We start from the raw sequence: 23,053 nt of genomic DNA, 5'->3' as shown, positions 1-23,053 counted from the left end.
GCGACGTCCCAGTGGTGGTAGTTGGTGTCCCACCGCCACGAGAGGCCCACACCGCGGCACCGAGGCAGATGGCTCCGAACAGGACGGGGACCGTTCTTGGGTTCACGCTTGCTGCTGGGCGCGAACGGTTTCACGGTCCGGGCTGGTCGCCGACGGTGCGGTGCGGGGCCAGGTCCAGGCGTACCGCACGATGAGGGCGAGTAGGATCAGTTCCAGTACGATGCCAAGGCCGTAGAAGTACAGCCAGGACTCGCCCACCGCGTTGAATGCCGTGACGGGAACGTAGAGCGAGGCCACGATGAGGTTCGTGATGCGGGTCGCCCGGGCGGGCAGCGTCATCGACAGCACGACCATGAGGATCGGGATGGCCACTAGGGTCAGCGCCGTGGTCGAAAAGGTCTGGGAGAGGTCGAACTCGAAGACCTTGCCGTCGAGGATGTCTTCGATGACGCCGGGCGTGAAGAAGTTGAGAATGTCCACGTAGGCGTACAGGAACATGAAGCTGGTCCACGCCGCGGCGAGCTTGGCTCTCACCGGGATCGGCTGGTCCTCCAGTGTGGTGGTGGGTTGACGCGTTCTCATCATGGGCTCCGTCGTTGGTGAGGATCGGTACGTCCACGATCGCTGAGCCCGGCGGCGGGCACACCGGCCCGGAGGCCGGAGTTCGCCTGGCCGATGAGATGGTCTCTCTCTCGTGCTTTCGGCTGATCCGCCGCTGCCGCGCTGTCCCTACACTGGACAGAAGGTGACGAAGGCGCTGCGCTCGTTGTGGGCCTCGGTCGCCCCCGGCCGGGACCAGTCGTCGTGCATGTACGTCAGGTTCGGTTCAGTGCCCCACCCGGCCGGTGTCGTAGGCCCACATCGCGATCTCGACCCTGTTCCGGGCGCCGATCTTGGTCAGCAGGCTCGCGACGTGGGTCTTGGCGGTCGTCAAGCTGATGAACAGCTCGGCGGCGATCTCCGCGTTCGTGCGGCCGACAGCGACCAGTTTCAGCACCTCCTCCTCGCGTTGGGTGAGCGGCTCGATAGGTTGGGTACGGCGTTTCGATGAGGCCCCCGCGGCAAGGGTCGCTAGCAGCCTGCGGGTGATGTTCGGCGCGATCAGGGCATCGCCGACGGTGGCGGCATGGACAGCCTGCACCAGCAACTCTGGCCCGGCATCCTTGAGGAGAAATCCTCGGGCTCCGGCCCGAAGCGCGCCGTGGACGTACTCGTCCAGGTCGAACGTCGTGATCACCACCACCGCGATGGGGTCCGCTACGCCCCGCCCTGCGAGGAGCTCGGTCACCTCGATGCCGTCCAGCCCGGGCATCCGAATGTCGACCAGGCACACGTCGGGGCGGAGCCGATGCGCCAGCTCGACGGCGGCCTTGCCGTCGGCGGCTTGGCCGACGACCTCGATGTCGGGCTGGGCGTCAAGGATCATCGACAGGCCGGTGCGCACCAGATCCTGGTCGTCTGCCACCAGCACGCGCGTCGTCATAGGGGCAAATCCATCGGCAGCTCGGCGTCGACCGCCCACCCGCCCTCGGGCGTCGGCCCAGCGCGTAGCGTGCCGCCGAGCAGCTGCACGCGCTCGGTCATCCCCAGCAGCCCGAAACCGTGGGTCGCTGGCCGCGCCGGGTCGATCTGGCCGTCGTCGGTCACGCGGAGCCGCAGCCTTCCTGCGCCCTCGACGACCCTGATCTCCACACGCGAGGCGTTTCGGGCGTGCCGCAGCGCGTTGGTCAGCGCCTCCTGCGCCATCCGGTACACGGCGGCGTCGACCTGGGGCCGAAGTCCGGCCAGATCACCCGCCAACTCCACGTCGACGACGGGGTCCGGTTCGCGGCGGGCGAGGAACACCAGGTCGGCGACGCCGGGCTGGGGACCGTACTCCGCCGGCGCTCCGTCACGCAGCACCCGGACCATCGCTCGCATCTCCGCCAGCGTCCGCGACGCTTCCCCCTCGATGATCGCAAGCGCCTCGAGCGCCGCTTCAGGTCGCTTCGCGGCCATCGTCATGCCAGCCTGCGCTTGCAGAGCGATCGCCGAGACGTGGTGGGCGACCGAGTCGTGCAGCTCGCGCGCGAGGCCGACGCGCTCCTGGCTGCGGACCTGGTCGAGCGCCCGGCGCCGACTCTCGGCGCGGTAGCGGAACGCCGCTCCGCCCGCTGCCGCCGCCGCCAGGACCGCCAACCCGCCGAAGAGCTCGGCTGGCCCGGTGTAGTCGGTCGCAAAGCTGAACACCGCGGCGACCGCAACCACCAGCAGCCCAATCACGATCTGACGCCCTGTGCCCCAGCGGACCAGCGAATAGACGAGCACCAGGATGTAGATCATCGTGTTTAGGCCCACGCCTGGGGTCCCGCCCAGCCAGCTCGCCAGTCCTAACGCCATCCCGGTGCCGAAGCCCACCACGACGCAGACCAACGGGTGAGCACGCCGCCATAGCAGCACCGGCGCAAGTCCGACCGTCACGATCGTCACGACCGGCCCCCAGGTGACGTCCTCTCGGAGGGTTCCTTCGAGCAACGCCGCCACCATCACCACGCCGACCAGCACCCGGTCGAGCCACACCCGTTCGGGCGTGTCCGCGGCGCGGGGCTCGTCCCAGAGCGAGCGCAGGCCGGTAGTGAACACACACCCAGCCTAGAGACAGCCCAGGCGTCGGAGACCCACCGAAAGAACGAGACGCCGCTCCCCCCAATGGCAGAGGCGGGTCCGGCCTCGACGCCGATGTGCCGGAAGGCCGGCCGCGGCGAGGCTTCCGGTCATGATCACTGTTGACCACCTGACCAAGAGCTATCGCGGCATGACCGCCGTCAACGACGTCTCGTTCACCGCCCGACCGGGCCGCGTGACTGGCTTCCTCGGCCCCAACGGGGCCGGCAAGTCGACAACCATGCGGATCATGGTCGGCCTGAGCCCGGCCACCTCCGGCCACGTGGAGGTCCTCGGCGCCCGGTACGCCGACCTGCCAAACCCGGGCCTCGCCACCTTGGCGGACTCGACCTCGGGCCGTCAAAAATTTTGACAGCAACACCGGTTTTTCGTTCCGTTCCTACCGGGACCCCGGATAGCCGGGGCCGTCCGGTGAGGTTGGGGGCGCTCAGTCGTCGGCGGGCCTGGGGCCGCGTATGCCTGTCGGACTCGCCCCCACCCGGTGCCGGTGATCGCTTGGGAAGAGGTTGCAGTCGCACGGCGTCGCCTGGTCGGTGTCCAGCCGGCGGTCGTCAGCCGAGAACTCGATCTCGTTCTCGGCTGGGTCGAGAGAGACGAGCAGCGTGTCGGTGACTGGCTGCCAGGGCCCGTAGGTACCACCCGTATGCCTACGCTGGATGATCCGATAGAGCACAAGGCAATTCTTCCGCTACCCGGCGGGCGGGCAAGACCGCGACCCACCGCTTGGGGCCCGCTTCTCCCGTGCGCCAGGCCACCGAGGCGCTCTCCAGCCTGCCCCACCAGGTGTAGCTCGGCATCACCGCAGGTCAGCCATATCCGCCCGATTTTTCTCCGATGCTACGGCGACCCCCGACAAGCGTAGATGTCTGGCCGTCACGGGGTCCGTGGTGACGTTCCGCGCATTGGGGTGCCGGTAAGAAACGTGTCACCAGCCGCAAACGGCGATGATCTAGATGGCCTGTGGCTCGGCGGCGAGTTCGTGGCGGGTCCGGCCGGCGACTCCTCTGGCGTCAGGGACAAGCGCCACGAGATGATCATCTCTATGGCGGATGTGATTTTCTTCGATCTGGACGGCACCCTGGTCGATCATCGAAGCGCGGTCTTGGAAGCGATCGGTCAGATCGTCCAGGCCGCGCCGAACGCGGCGGCTCCACCGGAGGAGCTGGTGATGCTGTGGTGGACGCTTGGAGGGGCGCCACATGCGGGAATACCTGGCCGGTCAGTGCTCCTTCGCTGAGCACCACCGACGCAGGCTCCGTTCCTTCCTGCCGATGCTCGGCGAGCCGGTTCCGGAAAGTCCCGGCCTTCTGGACGCCTGGATCGCCGACCGCTACCTCACCGTGTTCGGGGAGTCCTGTGCGAGGTGGGTACGGCGGCGGCGATCACCGTCCGATAATCGCCGCCGGAACTGCCGCGACGTCGCTCTCGCGTCGCTCACGACTGGCCGTCGCCAGACGAGCCCGCAGGGTCGTTCAGGGCCTGCGGCCGTGGAAGGTGCGGCGCAGGTCGCTCACCCAGGCGTCGGGATTTTCCCAGGGGATGAAGTGGCCGCCGTGGTCATGGGCGTTGACGTTGACGTGGTTGAACCAGTCGGCCTGCGGGCCGGTCTTGAACGCCTGGACGCGCTCGCCCGCCGTGTGGATGCCGGGCGGGTTCTCATAGGTGACGAAGGTGAGGCCGACCGGGGCCTGCACGACTGGGGTGCGGTCGTGGGCGGGGGCCCAGGGGTAGCGGTTGGCGTTGGTGTAGTAACGCATCGACGTGGCGATGGAGTTGTTCACCCAGTAGATCGTGGCGTGGGTGAGCAGGTCGTCCTTGGTGAAGACGGACTCGACGTCGCCGCCGTTGTCGCTCCAGGCGTTCCAGCGTTCCAGCAGCCAGGCGAGCAGTCCGGCGGGTGAGTCGCTCAGCCCGTGGGCCAGGGTGGCGCCGTCGAGCATGTGCACGACGAGGTGGGACGCCGAGCGGTGGTCCAGCTCGATGATCCGGGCGCGGACGTCGGGGGGCTGGTCGTCGGTGAGGGGCCGGTTCCGGGCGAAGTCCCAGGCGCGGGGGCCGGTGAAGAAGTCGAGCGGCAGCCCGGAGCCGATGTGGATGCCGTACAGCTCGTCGGCGTACTTGTGGCCGAGCTGGCTGGAGACGATCCCGCCGATGTCGCAGCCCCCGACGGCGTACTTCTCGTATCCCAGGGTCTCGGTCATCAGGGTGTGCCAGAGGTCGGAGACCTTCCAGAAGTTGACGTCGGAGAAGCCGGTGAGCGGGCCGGGGAAACCGAAGCCGGGCAGGGACGGCACGAGGACGTCGAACGCGTCGGCGGGGTCACCGCCGAACGCGGCCGGGTCGGCGAGCGGGTCGATCACCTTCGACCAGTGCCAGAACGTCCACGGCCAGCCGTGGGTGAGGATCAACGGAATCGGGCGGGGGCCGCGGCCGGGCCTGCGCATGAAGTGCACCGGGACACCGGCGACGCTCACCTGGTAGTGCTCGTAGGCGTTGATGGCGGTCTCTGCCTTGCGCCAGTCGTAGCCGTCCCGCCAGTAGGCGACAAGCTCACGCAGATAGCTGTCCGGGACGCCGTAGGACCAGTCCTCATTCCCCTCGTCCAGCGGCGGACGGGTCAGTGTGAGACGGGCGCGCAGGTCATCGAGGACGTCGTCGGACACATGGATCGGGGCGGGCTCCAGGGGGAAGGCGCGCGGGGGGGTCATGGCGTGATTCTCCTGCTGGATGGCGGGAAGCGGTGTCGTCGGCCTGAGCGACGCGGCGTCTGCTCTACCGACGCCAGGCGAAGGAACACCGCCGTGAACTGCTCCATGCCCGCTACCGCGCTCGCCCCGACCACCTCACCGCGCACGGCCTGAACGCCATCGGATCAGCGCTGGTCAGCCGTATCCGCCCGATTTTCGGCGGATACTTCGGCGACCCCGGTACGAGGGGAAGATCCGCCCACGTGGGAACGCGTCGCGATCAATCGGCCCACCCGCGCCTGTCGATGTCCACATCGCCGGCGTGCATCCTCCCCTCGGACACCGCACCTCCTGGCTGCGAAGTCACTCAGGGCTGAGCCGGTCTGAGCTGGACGAACAGGCTTTCGGCGTCGGCGCACAACGTGTCGCCGTCGAACAGACGACCGGTGAGAAAGAGTTTGCGGCCCTCGACCCGGTCGACCGTCGCGTCCAGGCGCAGCGGCACGTCGACACGGGTCAACGAGCGGAAGGTGACGTTCACGTACACCAACCGGGCGAAGGGCCGCCCCGTGTTGGCCAGCATGGCCAGCGCCTCGTCGAAGCGGGTGCCATCGTCTGACCGCGGCCGGGGAGATCCAGACGGAGCCCCGTCGCCCTCGCGGACTCCGGCACGGTGAACGGCGCCAGCCGGGCGCTGATCCGCGCGAACTGATCGGCGACCTGTGTCACCACCTCGGACGGCGGCCGAACACCGGCAACGACGTCGAGCAGATGACGCAGATTGTCCACGAAACGGCCGAAGTCCGGGCCGCCGGAGCGAGATCCTTCATCAGGGATTGACGGTGTAGTCGCCCAGATCGACCAGGCCGGGATCCTGCTCGATCGCCCTAACCTCGTCGGCGCGCGCATGGGTGATGAAGTGCTGGAGCGTCACCTCGACGAACACCCCCCGCACCTGCACGGCAACCGGCCCGTCCGCGGTATCGAGTCGGCCCTCGGCGCTCACGTAGCTCTTCCGACCGGAAACGCCGTCCACCCGTGCATCGATGAACAAGGTGGAACCGACCGGGACCGGCCGCCGGAAGTCGGTCTCCAGGCGCGCGGTGACCCGGCTCGTGCGGGTCAGATGGCTGAGCAGCCCGAGGGTCTCGTCCAAGGCGCAGGTGAGCAACCCGCCATGACCCAGACCCGGGGCGCCCTGATGATGTTCGGTGACGTCGAACCTGGCCTGCAGCGTCAGCCCTGGGCCGGCGAAGGCCCGCAGGTGCAGGCCGTCGGGCTCACCGGAACCGCAACCGAAGCACCGCACATAGTGCGAGGGCAGTTCCACTCCTGCGGCGGGGGCCTCGGGGTGCCGTTCCGGCACTGTCAGATCCGGCGGGAGGTCCGCACGGTACTCCGTCACGCGACGGACATTACCGAAACACCTGCTGCTCGGCCTACTCGGTGAGGACACCCGGGGCGGCAACGACCTACTCACCCGACTCGGGGCCGACCCTGAACAAGCCCGCCGCCGATCGGGACGCCCGGCGGCTCCTCCGCCGGGACGGCATCAGCCTCGGCGCCGAGGTGGGCGTTCAGCGTCGCCTGCGCGAGGCCCCCCTGAGCTGACAGGTTCGCTGTTTACACGAGGGTCTTCTCCGCTGCCGGTGCCGCGCGGCGGTGAGCTCACCGCCGCCGGTGTGCAGCAGGCAGTCCCCGAGCCGGCCCCGTGGGCGGTGAGGGTGGCCACGGTGCGGGCTTCGACGCGGCGTGCGTCGTGACGGAGCCTGCCCGCATGACGCCGGCGCCCGTTGACGCGCTTCGTGTGGACGTACACCGTCCGGGATCGTTCCGCTTGTGTGATCGTTCTACAGGCGGCGGCTACTTGGACTGCTTCGCGCCGCCGCCCTGGCCAGGCGCGTTCTGGTCTTCGTCGCGGTTCCACAGAGGAGGATCATGTCGGGTGTAGCGATCATGATGTGGCTCGGGCTTCTAGCGCTCGCGGCTCTGAACATCTACGGCAGAGTCAGGAACGGTCCTCCCTCGGACGAGAAGTGGAAGAGGGACCAGCAGGCCTATTGGGATACCCGCGACTCCAACAGGCGGCGGGACGAGCAGTACCGGCAGATGAAGGAGCGGTGGCGCCGGGGGTACTGAGCGACAGCATGATCGTTGCGGGAAGTCAGGACTGCGCCGGCGTGGTTGCCGAAAGTTCGATCGTTACGTGACGACCGTGCTGGCGGGTCGATCAACGTTGACAATGTCGTCCGCGGCCGTCAGGACCACGTTGCCGAGATCCGAGGGCAGGTCGTGGGCGAGGTTGCCCAGCGGCCTCAGACCCCTGTTGCCCGACAGGCGTGGAGACGGCGAAGTGAAGCTCGACATCACCAGCCGGCTCGCGCTCTCCGGATAGCGGCGCCGGACCGTCAGACGGCGGTGTGGTGGGTTAGGGCGGCGTGCGGGTCGGCGCCGTGGGGCGGATGGACGGTGGCGGCGGTCAGCCCCGGGGCACGGCATGGATGAGGGCGTGCTCGGCTGACGGAGTTCAGGCACCCCGACGACACCCTCGTCGTGCCCGCGCTCGACCGCCTCGCCCGCTCGCTCCAAACGTCGACCCCGCCACTCGCCGCCGCACCCGCTGACTCAGGCGACGGAGTAGGTGATCGTGGCGGTGTAGGTGCCGGCCGTCAGCGTCGTCGGGGTGGTGATGACGAGGGTGGGGTTCCAGGTGGCGGCGGTGGCCCCGGCCTGGCCGGTGACGGTGAAGGCGGTCCGTCAGGGCGATCTTGGGATCCCGGCAGTCCTGTCGGATCTCGCCGGACAGGCTCATCCCGCGATGTTCTGCTGGGCGCCGATCATTCGCCGGTAGGACTCGTCATGTAGGACCTGCAGGACGTGGAGGGTCTTGAACAGCCGGCCGTAGGCGACGAAGGCGTTGCCGAGCCCGGTCGGGTTCCCGTCCCGGGTGAGCATGCGGATCACGTCGTGGGCGCGGACCTCCCCGGTGATCAGGGAGCCGGCGACGCGGAGCATGTCTCCTGCCAGTGCTCGACGATCCGGGCCAGGTTCACGACGTGCCCGGAGACACTGTTCAGCGGCCCGTAGTCGACGTCGGGGCGGGTGCGCCACGGCCCGGGTGTCGGCCAGGCCGGTGATCCGCAAACGTCGACGAACAGCTCGTCGGGGTAGCTCGGCCGGACCCGGTCGTAAAGCTCCGGCACCTCGTTGAACAGCCGACCGATCTCACGCCGATGCAGGTCTGCCACCGCACCATGCTCTGCCGAGACTGTCGGACTGTCGACCAGCGATGCCACCGGCCGCCCCGCTCGCCGTTCACGCGAGGGTCTTCTCCGTGGCAGGTGTCGCACGGCGGATCACGATGTCGCCGTGGCCGGTGCGGGCGCGCACGGAGACGGTCTCCTCGTCCGGGTCGGGCTCGTCGGTCGCGTACAGGTCGTTGCGGACCCGGCCGTGCCCGGACAGCAGATCCACCAGCGCGGCGGTGCCCTCGCGGATCCCGACCTCCAGCCGGCCGTGGCCGGAGACCAGTGTGACCGTGCCGCGGACGACCTCCCCGAGACAGATGGCGGCGCGGCCGGCGCGGGCGTGCACACCGGCGCCGGCCCGCTCGACGCTGATCGGCCCGGCGCCGCTGGCGACTGTCAGTGGACCAGCGACCTCTCCGAGATGGATCTCACCGCGGGCGGTCTGGATTCGCGCGGCCCCCTCGACCCGCCCGACCCGGATCGGGCCGCGGGCGGTGGCGATGTCGGCGTCGCCGTCCACGCACCCCACCGACACCGCCGCGTGCGAGGTACGTAGCCGCAGGCCGCCGGTCCGCTCGAGGGTCACCGCGCCGCCGGCGGCGTGCAACTGGCAGTCCCCGAGCCGGCCGCTGGTGGTGAGAGCGGCCGCGGTGCGGGCCTCGACGCGGGAGCCGGCCGGCAGGCTGATCGTCACCACCACCGCGCCGCTGCCACCGAACAGGGAACGCACCGTCCGGTTCGGGCCCCGGATTACCAGCCGCCCGTCGGCGTGGTCGACGGTGGTCTGCTCGGCGGCCCGGGTGTCATGGTCGCTGCCCGGGTCGCGGGGGCGCACCGTCACCACGGTGTCCGTGCGTTCCTCGGCGTCGATGCGTACGGTGCCGGCGCCCACGTCGAGGACGGTGAGGATCGGGGTCGGGGTGTCGAACGTCGCCATGGCAGGTCTCCTCAAGGGTGGATATGGGGACGGGTGGATGGTGCTGTGGGGGCTGCGGTCAGCGGACCCAGCCGCGGTAGCGGTAGCCGCGCGGCGGGTCGGCACGCCGAAGGGTGGCGGCGGTCGGGTCGAGGGCGGTGGTGATCGCCTGCACCAGCCAGGTGTTGACCGACATGCCCGCGTGGGCGGCGGCCTCGTCGACGCGGGGCTTGAGATGTTCCGGCACGCGCAGCGTGATCCGCGCCGTGCGGCCCTCGCTGTCTCCTGGCACCTCTGTCGCCATGCCGCCGCCGGGCGGCGCCGCGGGCACGTCGGCGGTGACGTCACCGCTGACATCTTCGGCCGGCCATGGTGATGTCACGACGAAGTCGGGGTCGCTGCCGCGGAGCCGCACGTCGACCGAGCCGGGTGCCAGCTCGCAGCTGATCTCCTCGGCGGCGGCCGCGAGCGCCTCCAGCAGGACAAGTCTGGCCGCCGACTCCAGCGGGGCGGCGAGCCGCTCGGCCAGGGCCCGCGCCTCCGGCCCGCCCGCTTCCGCGGCGACGGCAAGATCCCGACGCAGACTGTCGACATACGACGCAAGCTCCATGACGCCATCATGACGCCATAGCGGCGTCACCCGCAAGCGGGATGCCGTCATCCCGGTGCCGCGCGGCCGGCCCACCCACCGGCCCCGCTCCCAGGGAAGCGATGACCATCGACTGGTACTGTGCCCACGTCGATCCGCGACCTGAGGAGGTGAGACCCGTTTCCGCTCCACTCACACGGGTGCTCTCCCTCGTCCGCACCGCGGGGCACCGCCTCTGACGTGAGGTGGCCGCCGGGAGCATCCCCACGCATCCCGGAAGGCAACGCCACCATGCGTCTCACCTCGCAGACAGTCAGCAACGGCGTCACCGAGCGCCTGTTCACCCACGGCGGGATCCCCGGCGCGCTCTGGACCCCGGCCGACGCCCACGGTCCCCGCCCCCTGGTCCTGCTCGGCCACGGAGGCGGCCAGTACAAGACCGCCCCAGGCCTACTCGCCCGCGCCCACCGCTACGTGACACGCCACGGTTTCGCGGTGACGGCGATCGACGCACCGGGCCACGGCGACCGGCCGAAAACCGCGCACGACGAGCAGTTCACCGCACGGCTGCGGCAGCAGATGGCGACCGGCGAGCCCGTCGCCGCGCTGATCGCCCAGGACAACGCCCGCCGCGCCACCCAGGCCGTACCCGAATGGCAGGCCACCCTCGACGCCCTCCAGAACGTCGACGACGTCGGCGCGGCCGGCCCCGTGGGCTACTGGGGTGTGTCGCTGGGTAGCAGGATCGGCATGCCGTTCGTCGCCGCCGAACCGAGAATCACCGCCGCCGTGTTCGGTCTCGTCGGCTGCGACACCCGTACCGGCGACACCCTCACCGACGCCGCAGCCCGCCTCACCGTCCCGGTACGGTTCCTGCTCCAGTGGGACGACGAACTCGTACCCCGCGAGACCGGCCTCGCCCTGTTCGACGCCATCGCCTCCCCGGACAAGACGCTGCACGCCAACCCCGGCCGGCACGTCGACCTCCCAGGGTCGAAATGGACAGCGACGAACGCTTCCTCACCCACCACCTCACCGGAAAGCCCCAGTCGAACCCGCTCTGACCCGCACTGACATCGATCAGGCTGCGGCACACACAATGAGCGGGTGCGTGCCGCAGCACACGTCGAACGACCCCGCCCCGCCGCCGCGTGGCGCGGACTCGCAGCACTCGCGCTCGCCGGCGGCACCGTCGTCCTGCTCACCGGCCTGATCGCCCGCGAACTCGGCCCGCCGCCGTAGCGAAACTTCTCCACCCACAACGGGCGAAGAAAAGAAGAAGGCAAGGAAGTCTACCCACTCCTTGCCACTTCTAAGATATAGCACACCGGGGGGCTTGCGGCAAGACCAGGGTGGTGCTGCAGAATCTCCAGCCGAAGCCAGGACCTGCGGAAATCGGGGATCGCGACGCACGCGCAGGCGCGGATATCCGCGCCGCCGGACCGCGCGACGCACCTGGCCGAAAACGCACTCTCGGTGAATGGTGAATGAGGATTCATGATTGACGTGATAGTGGTGGGCGGCGGACCGACCGGCCTGATGCTGGCCAGCGAGCTGCGACTGCACGGCGTGGACGCGCTCGTGCTCGAGAAGGACACCGAGCCGACCCCGGTCGTGCGGGCACTCGGCCTGCATGCCCGCAGCATCGAGATCATGGACCAGCGCGGCCTGCTCGACCGGTTCCTCGCACTCGGCACCCAGTACCCGGTCGGTGGATTCTTCGCCGGCATCAGCAAACCCGCCCCTGACCGGCTCGACACCGCACACCCCTACGCCCTCGGCATCCCACAGCCCATCACCGACCGGCTGCTCGCCGAGCACGCCACCGAACTCGGCGCCGAGATCCGACGCGGCCACGAACTGGTCGGCCTGCGCCAGGACGACGACGCGGTGACCGCTGAACTGGCCGACGGCACCCGGCTACGCGCCCGCTACCTCGTCGGCTGCGACGGCGGCCGCAGCACCGTGCGCAAACTGCTCGGCGTCGCCTTCCCCGGCGAGCCCACCAGACACGAGACGCTGCTCGGCGAGGTGGAGCTGACCGCGCCGGCGGAAACGGTGAACGCCGTGGTGACCGAGGTCCGCAAAACCCACAAACGGTTCGGCGCCGTGCCACTGGAGAACGGGGTGTACCGCCTCGTCGCACCCGCCGAAGGGGTCACCGAGGACCGCACCCCGCCCACCCTGGACGAGCTCAAGCAGCAGATGCGCAAGCTCGCCGGCACCGACTTCGGCGCGCACTCACCACGCTGGCTCTCCCGCTTCGGTGACGCCACCCGGCAGGCCGAACGCTACCGGACCGGCCGGGCCCTGCTCGCCGGCGACGCGGCACACATCCACCCGCCGGCCGGCGGGCAGGGACTCAACCTCGGCGTCCAGGACGCGTTCAACCTCGGCTGGAAACTCGCTGCCGAGATCACCGGCTGGGCACCAGCGGGCCTGCTGGACAGCTACCACACCGAACGGCACCCGGTAGCCGCCGACGTCCTGAACAACACCCGCGCGCAGATGGAACTGATGTCCCTCGAACCCGGCCCCCAGGCAGTCCGCCGACTCCTGACCGAACTGATGGACTTCGACGACGTCAACCGGCACCTCACCGAAAAGATCATCGCGATCGGGATCCGCTACGACCTTGGCGAGGGCCATCACCTGCTCGGCCGGCGGATGCGCGACATCGCACTAAAACACGACCGCCTCTACGCGCTGATGCACCGCGGCCGCGGACTGCTCCTCGACCAGACCGGCCAACTCTCCGTCGCCGGCTGGGCGGACCGGGTCGACCACGTCGTCGACGTCAGCGAGGAACTGGACGTCCCCGCCGCGCTCCTACGCCCAGACGGACACATCGCCTGGGTCGGCGAAAACCAGCAGGATCTGCTCAGCCACCTACCCGCCTGGTTCGGCGCCGCCACCACCTGAACGCGCCCCCGGTGGCCGGCCGGCGCCACTACAGCGCCTGACCCGAGGTCAGCCGAGGTTCCGCCGATACCGCACAAGCCTGTCCCTGGAGGAGCCGTCCGGCTCCCAACCCAGCTGCGAGTAGAAACGGACCGCGCGGGTGTTCGCCTCCAACACCCACAACATCGCGGACATGTAACCGGCCGCGTGCAACCCGCGGACCGCCGCGGCCATCAGGTGACGCCCCACCCCCTGCCGCCAGGCCGCCGGTAGAACATAGAACCCGGTGATCTCCCCGACCCCGACCGCGTCCGGGTCGTCGTCCTCAGCGGGACGCAGGTCCACGAAACCGACAATGGCACCCGCATCGTCCGCGACCAGGACACCCCGCCCCGGCCAACTCGTCTGCCGCACCGTCGCGGTCCACCGGGGCACCCGCTGCGCCGGCCGCAACCCGTCGAGCAGCGGCTGCGGCAACAACCCCCGATACCCGGCCTGCGAGGACAGCACATGCACCCGCGCGATCCCCTCGGCATCGGCAACACCAGCCTGACGGACCTGCACATCACGATCATCCCACCGTGACGTCCGCTGACCAACACGGATCAACAGCGCGAACCGCCGTACCCCGCCAACATCGCGTGCCGTCCTCAGCGGTGAGGGTGCTGGCCGGTCGGACGGATGACGATCTCGCTGATGTCGACAGCGTCGGGTTGGTCGAGGGCGAACAGGACAGCGCGGGCGACGTCCTCCACATCGAGCACCGGGTCGGTGACACGGTCGGGTGATCTTTCGCCGGTGTCGACCAGGCCAGGCTGAATGAGGGTGACGCGGACACCGGTGTGGGTGGCCTCGGCGCGGATCGACTGGGCGAGGGCGGTCACAGCCCACTTCGTCGCCGAGTACAGCTGGCCGGGGACAGTGACACGGCCAGCCACCGATCCGGTGAGAACCAGGTGCCCACGAGAGCGGGCGAGAGTGGGCAGGGTGGCGCGGGCGACGAGAGCGGTGCCGTAGACGTTCGTCAGCACCATCTCGCGCCACTGCTCCGGGGAGCCGGTGGCGTGCAGGAACGAGGTCGGAGTGAACACCCCGGCGTTGACGAACACCGCGTCGAGCCGGCCGAACGCATCCTCGGCGCAGGCGGGGAGGGCGGCGACCTGAGCCCAGTCCTGCACGTCACAGGGCGCCACCACGGCCTTGGCTGGGCCGCCGAGGTCCGCGGCGAGAGCGCGCAACGCGGAGCGGGACCGGGCGGCCAGCACGAGCGACCAGCCCATACCCGCGGCCAGGCGTGCGGTCGCAGCGCCAATGCCGGAAGAGGCGCCGGTGATCAGGAGAACGGGTGCGGTCATGCCGACACATCGTGCCCGCTAGGTTTCCCGCATGCAGGAGCCCTCGCCGCGCCCCCCGACACTGCGCCTGACGCAGGCCGGCACCGTCGGCGAACGCGAGATCCTCACCGCCGGGTGAACTGACCGGGGGGGCCGCCCCGCCAGGCGTGTCCATGACACCCACCACCACTGTCAGCTCGGGAGATCTCCCCGCCGGTAACGCGCCCGCCGCCCGCGGCGACGCCGGCTCCCGGCCGCCCGCGGCAACGGACGGTTCATCATGGTCGCCATGGCCCTACCCGATCCGCTGCGCGGCGACTGCGGGAACTGCTTCGGCCTGTGCTGCGTGGCACCGGCCTTCGCCGCCTCCGCGGACTTCGCCATCGACAAGAAGGCCGGGCAGCCCTGCCCCAACCTGCAGAAGGACAACCGCTGCGGCGTCCACGGCCAGCTACGCGACCGCGGCTTCACCGGATGCGCCGTCTTCGACTGCTTCGGTGCGGGACAACACGTCAGCCAGGTCACCTTCGACGGACAGGACTGGCGGCACACCCCCCGCCTCGCCCGACAGATGTTCGCGGTCTTCCCCGTCATGCGCCAACTGCACGAACTGCTCTGGTACCTGACCGCCGCACTCGACCTCGGGCCGGCCCAGCCGATACACCCCGAGCTGGCCGCCGCCCGCGACCAGACTCGACGACTCACCCACGCCACCCCAGAGCAACTCACCGCACTGGACATCACCCGCCACCGCCATGACGTCAACCTGCTCCTGCAACAGGCAAGCGACCTGGCACGCGCACGGGCGGGCCGGCGCCGGCCGCAGTACCGCGGCGCTGACCTCACCGGCGCCAACCTGCGACGCACCGACCTGAACGGGGCCAACCTGCGCGGAGCACGACTCATCGGCGCCGACCTGCGCAACGCAGACCTGACCACAGCCGATGTGACCGGCGCCGACCTACGCGCCGCGAACCTGCGCGGCACACGCCTCGCCGACACCCTCTTCCTGACCCAGACACAGCTCGACTCCGCGCACGGCAACCTCGACACCACCATCCCCGCAACGCTGAGCCGGCCCCGCCACTGGCACACCAAGCCTCCTCCGGTAGCGGATGCGGTCTGATTCGTCTCCACGTCACCGTCGACCACACCTGGTTCGCAGCCCGGAGGCACCATGTCCGAGTCCGACCGGAAGATGCACGCCAGCGAGGTCGTCGTCGACACCTCGCTGGTGGGCCGGTTGATCGCCGCGCAGTTCCCCGAGTGGGCGGGCCTTCCCCTCGAACCGGTCCGCTCCGCAGGCACTGACAACGCGATCTACCGCCTCGGCGTGGACCTGGCAGTACGGCTGCCCCGCATCCCCGCAGCGGCCGGGCAGGTGGACAAGGAGCACCGGTGGCTGCCGCAGCTCGCGCCGCTGCTGCCACTGGACATCCCGGTCCCGCTCGGGACGGGCACACCCGGCGAGGGCTACCCGTGGCCCTGGTCGGTCCACCGGTGGCTGGAGGGCGAGGACCTGCTCGCCGAACCTGCCGTTGACCTACACCGCATGGCCATCGAACTGGGAAACTTCGTCGCAGCCCTGCAACAGGTCGACCCCACGGGGGGACCACCTCCCGGGACGCACAACTTCTTCCGTGGCGCCCCGCTCGCCCGGCGGGACGCGGCCACCCGGGCCGCCATCCACTCCCTACGGGCCACCCTCGACACCGCAGCGGCGACCGCGGCGTGGGACACGGCCGTGCACGCGCCCCGCTGGCAGGGAACGCCGGTATGGATCCACGGCGACCTTCTCCCCGGGAATCTGCTCACCCGGGGCGGCCGGCTGCATGCCGTCATCGACTTCGGCGGCCTGGGCGTGGGAGATCCGGCCTGCGACGTAATGGCCGCCTGGACGCTGCTGTCCACCGAAAGCCGCGAGGCGTTCCGGAGCACGATCGGAGCCGATGACGCGACCTGGGCACGGGGCCGTGGCTGGGCGCTGTCCTTCGGACTCATCGCCCTGCCCTACTACCAGGACAGCAACCCCACACTCGCCCACATCGCCCGGCACACCATCGACGAGGCCATCACCGATCCATCCCGGCCGCCGCCCACCGGCACCGCGCCGACGCCGGCGAAACCTGGACCCACTACGCCCCGGGCGAGCACAGTCGATGACCAGGAACTTCCTCGCTACCGTCACATCACATGATCACCGATCCTGTTTCGGTACCGTCCCGTGACCATGTCGTGGACGCGCTCATCGGCCTGCTGGCAGGCACATGCCCGGACCGGGTGCTACGTGTTGCGATCGACGGCCCGGACGCCGCCGGCAAGACGACCCTGGCGGACGAGCTCGCCGGCACGCTCGCTGACCGGGGCCGGCCCGTCATCCGCGCCAGCGTCGACGGCTTCCACCAGCCCCAGGCCGTGCGCCGCCGCCGCGGGTCGCTGTCCCCGGAGGGTTACTTCCTCGACGCGTTCGACTACCCCGCTCTACGGCGTCTCCTGATCGACCCGCTCAGCCCAGACGGCGACCGGCGCTATCGCACGGCGGCGTTCGACCATCGCAGCGACTCCCCGCTCGACAGCCCCACCCGCGAGGCAGCCGGCAACGCGGTGCTCATCGTCGACGGCGTCTTCCTCCTCCGCCACGAACTACTCGGCTGTTGGGACCTCGCCGTGTTCCTCCAGATCAGCCCCGCCGAATCGCTGCGCCGCGCGCTGCGCCGCGACGTCGCCCTGTTCGGCTCACCCGACGCGGTCCGCGAACGCTACAAGGCGCGCTACCTGCCCGGCCAAAAGCTCTACCAGGCCTCCGCCGCGCCCCGGGACCACGCCGACGTGCTGATCGACCACGAACGTCCAGAAACTCCCCGCGTTCTGCGCTGGCCCGGGTGACGAGGCCCCTGATCCGAGCGTCGGTGAGCACGCTGCCGTCCGGCCCAGATCGCCATCCAGCGAAGTGCGCGGAGGCTGCGCGACAGCGATCGTCAGAGAACCCTGCACCCGTCCCGTCACTAGCCCGACGCCCGCCTGGAAGGCCTCCGACTACGCGCCACCAGATCACGGGCGGCCTCCGGCCACTCGGGTAGATCGAACACGAACCCCGCCCCAAGCAGCCGGCCCGGCACCACCCGCCGGCTCTTCAGAAGCAGCTCAGTGTCGCTACGCATCACGAACGCACCCACCTCGGCCATCCACGCCGTCGCCGGCAACCCCACCCGCACGCCCACCGCCGCCCGCAGACCCGCGACGAACTCCCGGTACGGCAACGGGTTCGGCGACGCCAGATTCACCGGCCCCACCAGATCGTCACACTCCACCAGGAACACGACCGCCCGGACGAAATCACGGTCGTGAATCCACGACATGTACTGCCGGCCCCCGGCGACCGGCCCACCCAGACCCAGCCGGGACATCCGCCACAGCACGTCAAACGCACCACCCCGGCCCGGCGCCATCACAATGCTCGTCCGTAGCGCCACCCGGCGGGTATCCGGCGTCGCCGCCTCCGCCTGCGCGGCTTCCCACCGCCGGGCGATGTCAACACTGAACGCCCAGTACGCCGGCACACCCTCCTCGCCGCCGCCGACAATCCCCGACACCTCGTCATGGGCCCGGTCAAAGCTGTGCGCGTAGATCGTGGCGGTGCTCATCTGCAACCACACCCGCGGCGGACGAGCCGCCCCCGCGATCGCCGCCCCCACCACAGCCGCGGAATCCACCCGCGACGCCATCATCTCCGCCAGATTCGCCCGGGTGTACCGGCAGTTCACACTGCGCCCAGCCAGGTTGACCACCGCGTCGGCGCCATCCACCTCGGCCACCCATGCGCCCTCGGTCCGACCATCCCAACACTCCGTCCGCGCACCGGGCACCTGAATATCGGCGTGCCGGCTGAGGACAACCACCTCATGCCCCGCACTCCCGAACGCACCCGTGAGCAGTAACCCCAGATGCCCCGTCCCACCCGGAACAACGATCTTCACGATCTCCCCGCTCCCGCTCGACCGGCACGCGACCACAGCCAGTCTTACGCGCGCCCCGATCCCGATGCGCCGCAGAGAAACCATCCCGTCACCAGGGTTCACGCCGCCGAGCGTGCCCGAGCAACAGCCGATCAGGCCTGCCGCGCCTCGGCGAGGAGCGCGTCGAGGCCCTCTGGCGCAGCCCGTTCCCCGATGTCGACGATCTGGACGCAGCCCTCGAATACACCCCCGGCGACCATGACAGACGGAGGCCGACCCCCAGGTAGCTGGGCGCCTCATCGCAATGATCGAAGGAGGAGAAGGTCATGCTGCCACCGGACAGTCATGTGCACAGCCAGTGGTCCTGGGATGCAGCAGCGGGATCGATGGAGGACACCTGTCTACGTGCACTCGAGCTCGGGCTGCCCTCGGTGGCGTTCACCGAGCATGCTGACCTCACTGCCTGGACTCTCAAGCCAGGGGAGGAAGTTCCGGAAGCGTGGCGTCCTCTAGTCGCAGAAGGCGTCCTGACGCCGCCTCCACTCGACGTCGACGGCTATCGGGAATGTCTGCAATCGTGCCGGGAACGTCATCCTGACCTGCGCATCCTGTCGGGCATCGAGTTGGGTGAACCTCACTGGCACACCTCCCACGCCGAGGCCCTGCTCGGCAGGGGCGCCTTCGAGCGGGTACTGGCCTCGGTCCACTCCGCACCGGCCGCCGGCGGCGGCGGCTTCACCGAGGTCTCCGCCCGGTACAAGGATCAGCCGCCGGACCGGGTCGTGCGGTCCTACCTGACCGAGACCGTGCGCCTGATCGAGCGGTTCGACGCGTTCGAGATCCTGGCTCACATCGACTATCCGGTCCGCTACTGGCCCGCAGACGCACAGCCCTACGACCCCTACGACTTCGAGGAGGAGTACCGCCACGTGCTGCGCGTGCTGGCAACGGCCGGCAAGGTCCTTGAGGTCAACACGAGGGTTCTGCAGCGATTTTTGTTTGTTGGTTTTGGAGATTGCTTGTGAAGATCAACATGGGGACGAAGGACGGTCAACACTGTTGATTATCTTGAGGGTGGGAAGTGATTAGCCTGTTTCCTCGGGTGGCTGCCCGCTCAAGTCGGTGACAGAGCGGGCAGCCACCCGAGGGCTGATCAGGCCTCGTCCCCCGGCACGTAGCGGCCGGCTGTCACAGTGGCGCTCAGGTCCTCACAGGTCGCGACCGTTGTGACGAGGCCGGCGTGGAGAAAGGTCTCCCCCGCCAGCGGCGCCTGGGCCCGGCTGGTCTCGACGAGCAGACTCCCCCCGGGCGCCAGCCAGTCTGTCGCCTCGGCGGCCACCCGGCGCAGCACGTCCAGCCCGTCCGAACCGCCGTCGAGGGCCTCCCGGGGCTCGTGGACCCGCGCCTCGGGAGGCAACAGCCCCAGTCGACCCGTCGGCACGTACGGAACGTTGGCCACCAGAAGATCCACCCGCCCGCGCAACACCGGCGGCAGCGGCGCGTAGAGATCACCTGTGTAGACCCGGGCCGGTGCCGGGGTGATGCGCCCCGGACCGGTCAGGTTGCGCCGGGCGCAGGCGACGGCGACCGGGTCGACGTCCGCCGCGTGCAGGTCGACCGGCCCGCGGACGGCGCCGGCCAGCGCCGCGCCGACCGCGCCCGACCCACAGCACAGATCGACGACCACCCAACCCACCGCCGAACGGGCCCTGTCCCCCACGGTCGCGCCGGCGGCCAGGATCGCCGCGGCGCGGTCGACGAGGAACTCGGTGCGGCGGCGGGGGACGAACACCCGCTCGTCGACAGCCACCCGCAGGCCGCGGAACGACACCCAGCCCAGCACGTGCTCCAACGGCAGCCCGGACGCCCGACGGGCGACCATCACGGCGAGCTCGTCGGGGGTGCTCGCGGTTGACAGCAGCAGCGCGGCCTCGTCCTCGGCGAACACACAACCGGCCCCGCGCAGCGTCGCCACGACGGCCGACCGGTCGAGCGAGAGGCGCGCAGCGGTGGGCAACGGGGTGGCGAACGACGAAGACGCGGAGAACGACGAAGACGGTGAAGCGGGAGAGGCGGTGGAACCCGACATGAGGACCTTCCGGAAAACCGAGGGCGCACTGCACGGTGCACCGGTCCTCCGCGCGGCGCCGCTCGGCGTCGGACGCCTCAGTGGGCGGCGCGGCGAGCGGGTCGGCCGGCGGGCCTGGTGAACGCGCGGGGAGAGCGCCCAGCCTGCGGCAGCGGGATCGGGCTCACCTCCCCAGGTCGGCCGACACCTCGGGTCACCTGGTGACCCCGGCACGGGCGCGGACACCGCCGGTGCCGGAACGGCAGCCGATCCAGCTCGGCGGCCCGCCGTCACCAGCGCGTTTGCAGGTCCCGTTCCTACCGCGTCACACCCTGCCACGTCCACCCCACGCGGACGGCCACCCGCTGCGTTTCCGGGCTGGCGTCGGGCGTGTGGCACCACGTCACGCGCGGTGGGCGGCCGCACCGGGCGAAACACGCGAATGACCTGGTCGCCACGCGGGTCGCGCACGATCCGCTTCGGGGTTCGTCCGGTAGAACCGGAGCATGAGCTCGGCCGACGATCCCAGGGCGATACCGGCAGACGACGATCCCGCCACCATGACGGGCGGTGCCCAGACGGCGGCACCACCGTCGTCGCGGTGCGGCTTCCCTGGCTGCGAGCGGCCCACCGCACCCGCCGACCGGCCTGGACGGCCACCGTCCTACTGCGAGGACCCGGCCCACAACCGGCTCGCGGCCTACCGCCGTCGCCGCGACCTCGCCCGCCGGGAGAGCACCCCGCCCGCCGGCGGTGACCCGGCGGCCGTGCGTCCGCCGGTCGCGCGGCCGATCGCCGCCGGGCGGCTGCGGGCCGACGAGCTCGCCGCCCAGATCCGCGTGCTGGCCGCCGACCTGACCCGTTCCCTGGACGGCTTCTCCCGGGAGATGGCCGGCCTCGGGGATGTCGCCCGCGCCGAGGCGCAGGTGGAGGCGGCCGAGGCCGATGCCGCCGAGCGGGTCGCCGAGGCGGTGGCCCGGGCCGTGCGCGCGGAGCAGACCGCCCGGGCGGAGCAGACCGCCCGCGGGGAGGCCGAGGCGGTGGCCGCCGAAGCCGTCGCCGCCCTCGAGGATGCCGAACGGCGCCTGGCCGCCGCCGAGGCGGCGCACGCGGGCGCGGTCACCGATGCCGAGACGGCCCGCCGGGAGGCCGCCGCGGCGGTGGAGGCGGCGCGCGCTGACGCCGACGCCCGCGTCGAGCAGGCGCAGGCCCGGGCCGACGACGATGTGGCGCGTGCCCGGCGGGAGGCGGCCACCGAGATCGGTCGGGTCCACGCCGAGGCAGAACGGGTCCGTGCCGAGCTGACCGCCGAGACTGACCGGCTGACCGTGGCGTTGCGGGCCGCGGAACGGGCCGCCGAGCGGGACGCGGCGGCCCTGCGCGAACTGCGGGCGGACCGCGACCATCTGCGGGCCGACCGGGACCGGATCCGCGACGACGCCCGCCGCGAACGCGACGAGCTGGCCCGGGCGCACGCCGACGCCCAGGCCGAGACCGCCCGGGTCCGCGCGGCCGCCGCCGAGGACCTCGAGCGGGAACGGGCGGCCGCCACCGACCAGCTGGAGCGGGCCCGCGCCGAGGCGGCGTCCCGGCTGGCGGCCGAGCAGCAGGCCGCCGCCGAACGGCTCGCCGTGCTCACCGATGCCCGCGCCGAGGCCCGGACCCGCGCCGAACGCGCCGAACGGCAGGTCGACGAGCTCACCGCCGAGCTACGCACCGCCCGTGCCCAGCCCCCGTCCCAGCCCTCGCCAGCCGGTGGACGTCCGGCCGGCGAGGTGCCGGTGCCGCCGGGTCGCCCGGCGGTCGAGTGAGCCTGCCGGCCCCGCGATGAGTCGGGAACCGGGGTGGGATCAGGCTGCGGGACGCAGAGTGCGGGCGAACAGCGCCAGCGACTTCTCCCAGTGCCGCTCGGCCGCCGCCTCGTCGTACACGGGGAAGTCGACCAACGCGAACCCGTGCCGCGCGGGGAGGATCTCCGCCTCGTAGTCGACCTTCGCCTCGTCCAGCGCCGCCACGAGCCGGGCGTGGTCGGCGTCGGTGTGGTGGGCGTCGCCGGTGGCGATCGCGATGTACAGGGCGGCGCGGATGCGGTCCGCCGCCAGGTACGGGCTGGACGGGTCGTCGCTGGCCAGCCCGCCGCCGTGGATCGACGCCGCCGCCGCGACCCGATCGGGGTGTGCCGTCGCCGCGGTGAAGGCCATCCGGCCGCCGACGCAGTAGCCGATGGTCCCCACCGGGCCGGGCAGCGCGCCCGGCTCGTCGGCCAGGGCGTCCAGCAGCGCGCCGGTGTCGGCCATCACCCGCTGCGGGGTCGCCTGGGAGACGACCCGCCCCAGCCGGGCGCGCTGCTCGGGGTCGGCAAAGTCGATCTTCTCCGGTGCTGCCGCGTCGGCCCCGGCGCGGTAGAACATGTTCGGCAGGGCCACCAGGTAGCCGGCCGCCGCCAGCCGCCCGGCCATCCGCTGCACCGTCTCCCGGACGCCGTAGGCATCCGGGTACATGATCACAACCGGGGCGGGGGCGCCGCCGTCGGGGGCATGGAGATCGACGTCCATCAGCCCGTCTGCCGTCTGGACGTCACGTCGGGACACCGCCATCGGGATCACCTTCCACTCATGCCGCCCCCCGCGCCCGGGCTCCGGTGGGCGGATCCCGGCGGGGACGGCCACCACGTGGCCCACCCACAGTCC

27 protein-coding genes and 2 pseudogenes are annotated in these 23,053 nt (G+C 70.8%); 13 read left to right on the top strand and 16 right to left on the bottom strand.

Annotation, left to right across the window (positions count from 1 at the left end):
- Positions 1–102: 102 nt before the first annotated feature.
- From FMEAI12_RS18830 to FMEAI12_RS18820, 3 genes are all read right to left on the bottom strand, one after another.
- A complete protein-coding gene (locus FMEAI12_RS18830) occupies positions 103–582 on the bottom strand; it encodes a DUF6326 family protein (protein WP_112107073.1) in 480 nt (159 codons plus the stop codon).
- A gap of 244 nt (positions 583–826) precedes the next feature.
- Positions 827–1,483: a response regulator transcription factor gene (locus FMEAI12_RS18825; protein ID WP_112107050.1), complete on the bottom strand. Its 657-nt coding sequence runs from the start codon at positions 1,481–1,483 to the stop codon at positions 827–829.
- Entirely contained in the window at positions 1,480–2,622 is a 1,143-nt protein-coding gene (locus FMEAI12_RS18820; RefSeq protein ID WP_112107049.1) for a sensor histidine kinase, read from the bottom strand. Before FMEAI12_RS18820 ends, FMEAI12_RS18825 begins: the two co-directional genes overlap by 4 nt.
- A 133-nt stretch (positions 2,623–2,755) precedes the next feature.
- Between FMEAI12_RS18820 and FMEAI12_RS18815 the strand changes: the two are divergent.
- Positions 2,756–2,995, top strand: a pseudogene (locus tag FMEAI12_RS18815) (ATP-binding cassette domain-containing protein); the annotation flags it as partial.
- A 96-nt stretch (positions 2,996–3,091) separates the two neighbouring features.
- Here the strand turns inward: FMEAI12_RS18815 and FMEAI12_RS36655 are convergent.
- Positions 3,092–3,337 carry a hypothetical protein gene (locus FMEAI12_RS36655; RefSeq protein WP_112107048.1) on the bottom strand — a complete coding sequence of 82 codons (246 nt, stop codon included), beginning with the start codon at positions 3,335–3,337 and terminating at the stop codon, positions 3,092–3,094.
- Positions 3,338–3,586: 249 nt separating this feature from the next.
- On the opposite strand from FMEAI12_RS36655, the gene FMEAI12_RS18805 reads away from it, so the two are divergent.
- Complete coding sequence (locus FMEAI12_RS18805) at positions 3,587–3,901, top strand: HAD family hydrolase (protein ID WP_131626264.1); 315 nt, start codon at positions 3,587–3,589, stop codon at positions 3,899–3,901.
- Positions 3,902–4,136: 235 nt separating this feature from the next.
- On the opposite strand, the gene FMEAI12_RS18800 is transcribed toward FMEAI12_RS18805, so the two are convergent.
- The 3 genes from FMEAI12_RS18800 to FMEAI12_RS18790 all read right to left on the bottom strand — a co-directional run bounded on the left by FMEAI12_RS18800 (position 4,137) and on the right by FMEAI12_RS18790 (position 6,756).
- Positions 4,137–5,372: an epoxide hydrolase family protein gene (locus FMEAI12_RS18800; protein WP_112107046.1), complete on the bottom strand. Its 1,236-nt coding sequence runs from the start codon at positions 5,370–5,372 to the stop codon at positions 4,137–4,139.
- Positions 5,373–5,718: 346 nt separating this feature from the next.
- Positions 5,719–5,934, bottom strand: a complete 216-nt coding sequence (locus FMEAI12_RS38365) for a hypothetical protein (RefSeq protein ID WP_235014183.1) — start codon at positions 5,932–5,934, stop codon at positions 5,719–5,721.
- Positions 5,935–6,180: 246 nt separating this feature from the next.
- A complete protein-coding gene (locus tag FMEAI12_RS18790) occupies positions 6,181–6,756 on the bottom strand; it encodes a PaaI family thioesterase (protein ID WP_165938651.1) in 576 nt (191 codons plus the stop codon).
- A gap of 22 nt (positions 6,757–6,778) precedes the next feature.
- On the opposite strand from FMEAI12_RS18790, the gene FMEAI12_RS40000 reads away from it, so the two are divergent.
- Together FMEAI12_RS40000 and FMEAI12_RS18780 are read left to right on the top strand one after the other, a co-directional pair.
- Positions 6,779–7,114, top strand: a complete 336-nt coding sequence (locus tag FMEAI12_RS40000; protein ID WP_112107071.1) for a hypothetical protein — start codon at positions 6,779–6,781, stop codon at positions 7,112–7,114.
- A gap of 175 nt (positions 7,115–7,289) precedes the next feature.
- A complete protein-coding gene (locus FMEAI12_RS18780) occupies positions 7,290–7,490 on the top strand; it encodes a hypothetical protein (protein WP_112107045.1) in 201 nt (66 codons plus the stop codon).
- Positions 7,491–8,159: 669 nt separating this feature from the next.
- On the opposite strand, the gene FMEAI12_RS18770 is transcribed toward FMEAI12_RS18780, so the two are convergent.
- From FMEAI12_RS18770 to FMEAI12_RS18755, 4 genes are all read right to left on the bottom strand, one after another.
- On the bottom strand, positions 8,160–8,366 hold the full coding sequence (locus FMEAI12_RS18770) for a Tn3 family transposase (RefSeq protein ID WP_112107044.1): 207 nt from the start codon (positions 8,364–8,366) through the stop codon (positions 8,160–8,162).
- Positions 8,342–8,599, bottom strand: coding sequence for a hypothetical protein (locus FMEAI12_RS18765; RefSeq protein ID WP_112107043.1), 258 nt, complete (start codon positions 8,597–8,599; stop codon positions 8,342–8,344). The genes FMEAI12_RS18770 and FMEAI12_RS18765 overlap by 25 nt, the downstream gene beginning before the upstream one ends.
- A gap of 67 nt (positions 8,600–8,666) precedes the next feature.
- Positions 8,667–9,536, bottom strand: coding sequence for a hypothetical protein (locus FMEAI12_RS18760; protein WP_112107042.1), 870 nt, complete (start codon positions 9,534–9,536; stop codon positions 8,667–8,669).
- A gap of 58 nt (positions 9,537–9,594) precedes the next feature.
- Positions 9,595–10,125, bottom strand: a complete 531-nt coding sequence (locus FMEAI12_RS18755) for a toxin-antitoxin system HicB family antitoxin (RefSeq protein ID WP_165938650.1) — start codon at positions 10,123–10,125, stop codon at positions 9,595–9,597.
- 270 nt (positions 10,126–10,395) lie between these two features.
- Here FMEAI12_RS18755 and FMEAI12_RS38355 point away from each other — a divergent pair.
- From FMEAI12_RS38355 to rox, 3 genes and pseudogenes are all read left to right on the top strand, one after another.
- Positions 10,396–11,168 (top strand): annotated as a pseudogene (locus tag FMEAI12_RS38355) (dienelactone hydrolase family protein).
- A 43-nt stretch (positions 11,169–11,211) separates the two neighbouring features.
- Positions 11,212–11,346: a hypothetical protein gene (locus tag FMEAI12_RS39270; RefSeq protein WP_255565710.1), complete on the top strand. Its 135-nt coding sequence runs from the start codon at positions 11,212–11,214 to the stop codon at positions 11,344–11,346.
- Positions 11,347–11,601: 255 nt separating this feature from the next.
- Positions 11,602–13,026: a rifampin monooxygenase gene (rox, locus tag FMEAI12_RS18745; RefSeq protein WP_112107040.1), complete on the top strand. Its 1,425-nt coding sequence runs from the start codon at positions 11,602–11,604 to the stop codon at positions 13,024–13,026.
- Positions 13,027–13,074: 48 nt separating this feature from the next.
- Here rox and FMEAI12_RS18740 read toward each other — a convergent pair whose 3' ends face one another.
- Together FMEAI12_RS18740 and FMEAI12_RS18735 are read right to left on the bottom strand one after the other, a co-directional pair.
- Positions 13,075–13,569 (bottom strand): GNAT family N-acetyltransferase, encoded by a 495-nt coding sequence (locus tag FMEAI12_RS18740; protein ID WP_112107039.1) that lies wholly within the window; start codon positions 13,567–13,569, stop codon positions 13,075–13,077.
- An 86-nt stretch (positions 13,570–13,655) separates the two neighbouring features.
- On the bottom strand, positions 13,656–14,360 hold the full coding sequence (locus FMEAI12_RS18735) for an SDR family oxidoreductase (RefSeq protein WP_112107038.1): 705 nt from the start codon (positions 14,358–14,360) through the stop codon (positions 13,656–13,658).
- Positions 14,361–14,619: 259 nt separating this feature from the next.
- Here FMEAI12_RS18735 and FMEAI12_RS39510 point away from each other — a divergent pair, with 259 nt between their 5' ends.
- Genes FMEAI12_RS39510 through FMEAI12_RS18720 form a run of 3 tightly spaced genes read left to right on the top strand, consistent with a single transcriptional unit; the run spans position 14,620 to position 17,225 of the window.
- Positions 14,620–15,465: a pentapeptide repeat-containing protein gene (locus FMEAI12_RS39510; protein ID WP_112107037.1), complete on the top strand. Its 846-nt coding sequence runs from the start codon at positions 14,620–14,622 to the stop codon at positions 15,463–15,465.
- A gap of 51 nt (positions 15,466–15,516) precedes the next feature.
- Positions 15,517–16,536 (top strand): aminoglycoside phosphotransferase family protein, encoded by a 1,020-nt coding sequence (locus FMEAI12_RS18725; RefSeq protein WP_112107036.1) that lies wholly within the window; start codon positions 15,517–15,519, stop codon positions 16,534–16,536.
- A complete protein-coding gene (locus FMEAI12_RS18720; RefSeq protein WP_071063363.1) occupies positions 16,533–17,225 on the top strand; it encodes a uridine kinase in 693 nt (230 codons plus the stop codon). Before FMEAI12_RS18725 ends, FMEAI12_RS18720 begins: the two co-directional genes overlap by 4 nt.
- 119 nt (positions 17,226–17,344) lie before the next feature.
- On the opposite strand, the gene FMEAI12_RS18715 is transcribed toward FMEAI12_RS18720, so the two are convergent.
- Complete coding sequence (locus FMEAI12_RS18715) at positions 17,345–18,316, bottom strand: epimerase (RefSeq protein ID WP_112107070.1); 972 nt, start codon at positions 18,314–18,316, stop codon at positions 17,345–17,347.
- 305 nt (positions 18,317–18,621) lie between these two features.
- Between FMEAI12_RS18715 and FMEAI12_RS18710 the strand changes: the two genes are divergently transcribed.
- The gene (locus FMEAI12_RS18710) at positions 18,622–19,320 is read left to right on the top strand and encodes a PHP domain-containing protein (RefSeq protein WP_112107035.1); all 699 of its coding nucleotides are present in this window, start codon (positions 18,622–18,624) and stop codon (positions 19,318–19,320) included.
- 128 nt (positions 19,321–19,448) lie between these two features.
- On the opposite strand, the gene FMEAI12_RS18705 is transcribed toward FMEAI12_RS18710, so the two are convergent.
- On the bottom strand, positions 19,449–20,384 hold the full coding sequence (locus FMEAI12_RS18705) for a putative protein N(5)-glutamine methyltransferase (protein ID WP_112107034.1): 936 nt from the start codon (positions 20,382–20,384) through the stop codon (positions 19,449–19,451).
- On the opposite strand from FMEAI12_RS18705, the gene FMEAI12_RS37215 reads away from it, so the two are divergent.
- The gene (locus FMEAI12_RS37215) at positions 20,317–20,505 is read left to right on the top strand and encodes a hypothetical protein (RefSeq protein WP_200835335.1); all 189 of its coding nucleotides are present in this window, start codon (positions 20,317–20,319) and stop codon (positions 20,503–20,505) included. The two genes, FMEAI12_RS18705 and FMEAI12_RS37215, sit on opposite strands and share 68 nt — an antisense overlap.
- Positions 20,506–20,869: 364 nt before the next feature.
- On the top strand, positions 20,870–22,174 hold the full coding sequence (locus tag FMEAI12_RS18700; RefSeq protein WP_112107033.1) for a hypothetical protein: 1,305 nt from the start codon (positions 20,870–20,872) through the stop codon (positions 22,172–22,174).
- Positions 22,175–22,213: 39 nt separating this feature from the next.
- Here FMEAI12_RS18700 and FMEAI12_RS18695 read toward each other — a convergent pair whose 3' ends face one another.
- Positions 22,214–22,960: a dienelactone hydrolase family protein gene (locus tag FMEAI12_RS18695; protein WP_112107069.1), complete on the bottom strand. Its 747-nt coding sequence runs from the start codon at positions 22,958–22,960 to the stop codon at positions 22,214–22,216.
- Positions 22,961–23,053 lie beyond the last annotated feature (93 nt).

This window comes from Parafrankia sp. Ea1.12 (genome assembly GCF_900465275.1).
Lineage (GTDB): Bacteria > Actinomycetota > Actinomycetes > Frankiales > Frankiaceae > Parafrankia > Parafrankia soli.
This window is presented reverse-complemented; position numbering and strand designations above follow the sequence as displayed.

Excerpts from the sequence above, each read along its gene's own strand:
- FMEAI12_RS18830 (WP_112107073.1), bottom strand. The coding sequence starts at position 582 with ATGAGAACGCGTCAACCCACCACCACACTGGAGGACCAGCCGATCCCG.
- FMEAI12_RS18825 (WP_112107050.1), bottom strand. The coding sequence starts at position 1,483 with ATGACGACGCGCGTGCTGGTGGCAGACGACCAGGATCTGGTGCGCACC.
- FMEAI12_RS18800 (WP_112107046.1), bottom strand. The coding sequence starts at position 5,372 with ATGACCCCCCCGCGCGCCTTCCCCCTGGAGCCCGCCCCGATCCATGTG.
- FMEAI12_RS38365 (WP_235014183.1), bottom strand. The coding sequence starts at position 5,934 with ATGCTGGCCAACACGGGGCGGCCCTTCGCCCGGTTGGTGTACGTGAAC.
- FMEAI12_RS18780 (WP_112107045.1), top strand. The coding sequence starts at position 7,290 with ATGTCGGGTGTAGCGATCATGATGTGGCTCGGGCTTCTAGCGCTCGCG.
- FMEAI12_RS18770 (WP_112107044.1), bottom strand. The coding sequence starts at position 8,366 with ATGCTCCGCGTCGCCGGCTCCCTGATCACCGGGGAGGTCCGCGCCCAC.
- FMEAI12_RS18760 (WP_112107042.1), bottom strand. The coding sequence starts at position 9,536 with ATGGCGACGTTCGACACCCCGACCCCGATCCTCACCGTCCTCGACGTG.
- FMEAI12_RS18755 (WP_165938650.1), bottom strand. The coding sequence starts at position 10,125 with ATGGAGCTTGCGTCGTATGTCGACAGTCTGCGTCGGGATCTTGCCGTC.
- rox (WP_112107040.1), top strand. The coding sequence starts at position 11,602 with ATGATTGACGTGATAGTGGTGGGCGGCGGACCGACCGGCCTGATGCTG.
- FMEAI12_RS18735 (WP_112107038.1), bottom strand. The coding sequence starts at position 14,360 with ATGACCGCACCCGTTCTCCTGATCACCGGCGCCTCTTCCGGCATTGGC.
- FMEAI12_RS39510 (WP_112107037.1), top strand. The coding sequence starts at position 14,620 with ATGGTCGCCATGGCCCTACCCGATCCGCTGCGCGGCGACTGCGGGAAC.
- FMEAI12_RS18725 (WP_112107036.1), top strand. The coding sequence starts at position 15,517 with ATGTCCGAGTCCGACCGGAAGATGCACGCCAGCGAGGTCGTCGTCGAC.
- FMEAI12_RS18720 (WP_071063363.1), top strand. The coding sequence starts at position 16,533 with ATGATCACCGATCCTGTTTCGGTACCGTCCCGTGACCATGTCGTGGAC.
- FMEAI12_RS18710 (WP_112107035.1), top strand. The coding sequence starts at position 18,622 with ATGCTGCCACCGGACAGTCATGTGCACAGCCAGTGGTCCTGGGATGCA.
- FMEAI12_RS18705 (WP_112107034.1), bottom strand. The coding sequence starts at position 20,384 with ATGTCGGGTTCCACCGCCTCTCCCGCTTCACCGTCTTCGTCGTTCTCC.
- FMEAI12_RS18700 (WP_112107033.1), top strand. The coding sequence starts at position 20,870 with ATGAGCTCGGCCGACGATCCCAGGGCGATACCGGCAGACGACGATCCC.
- FMEAI12_RS18695 (WP_112107069.1), bottom strand. The coding sequence starts at position 22,960 with ATGGCGGTGTCCCGACGTGACGTCCAGACGGCAGACGGGCTGATGGAC.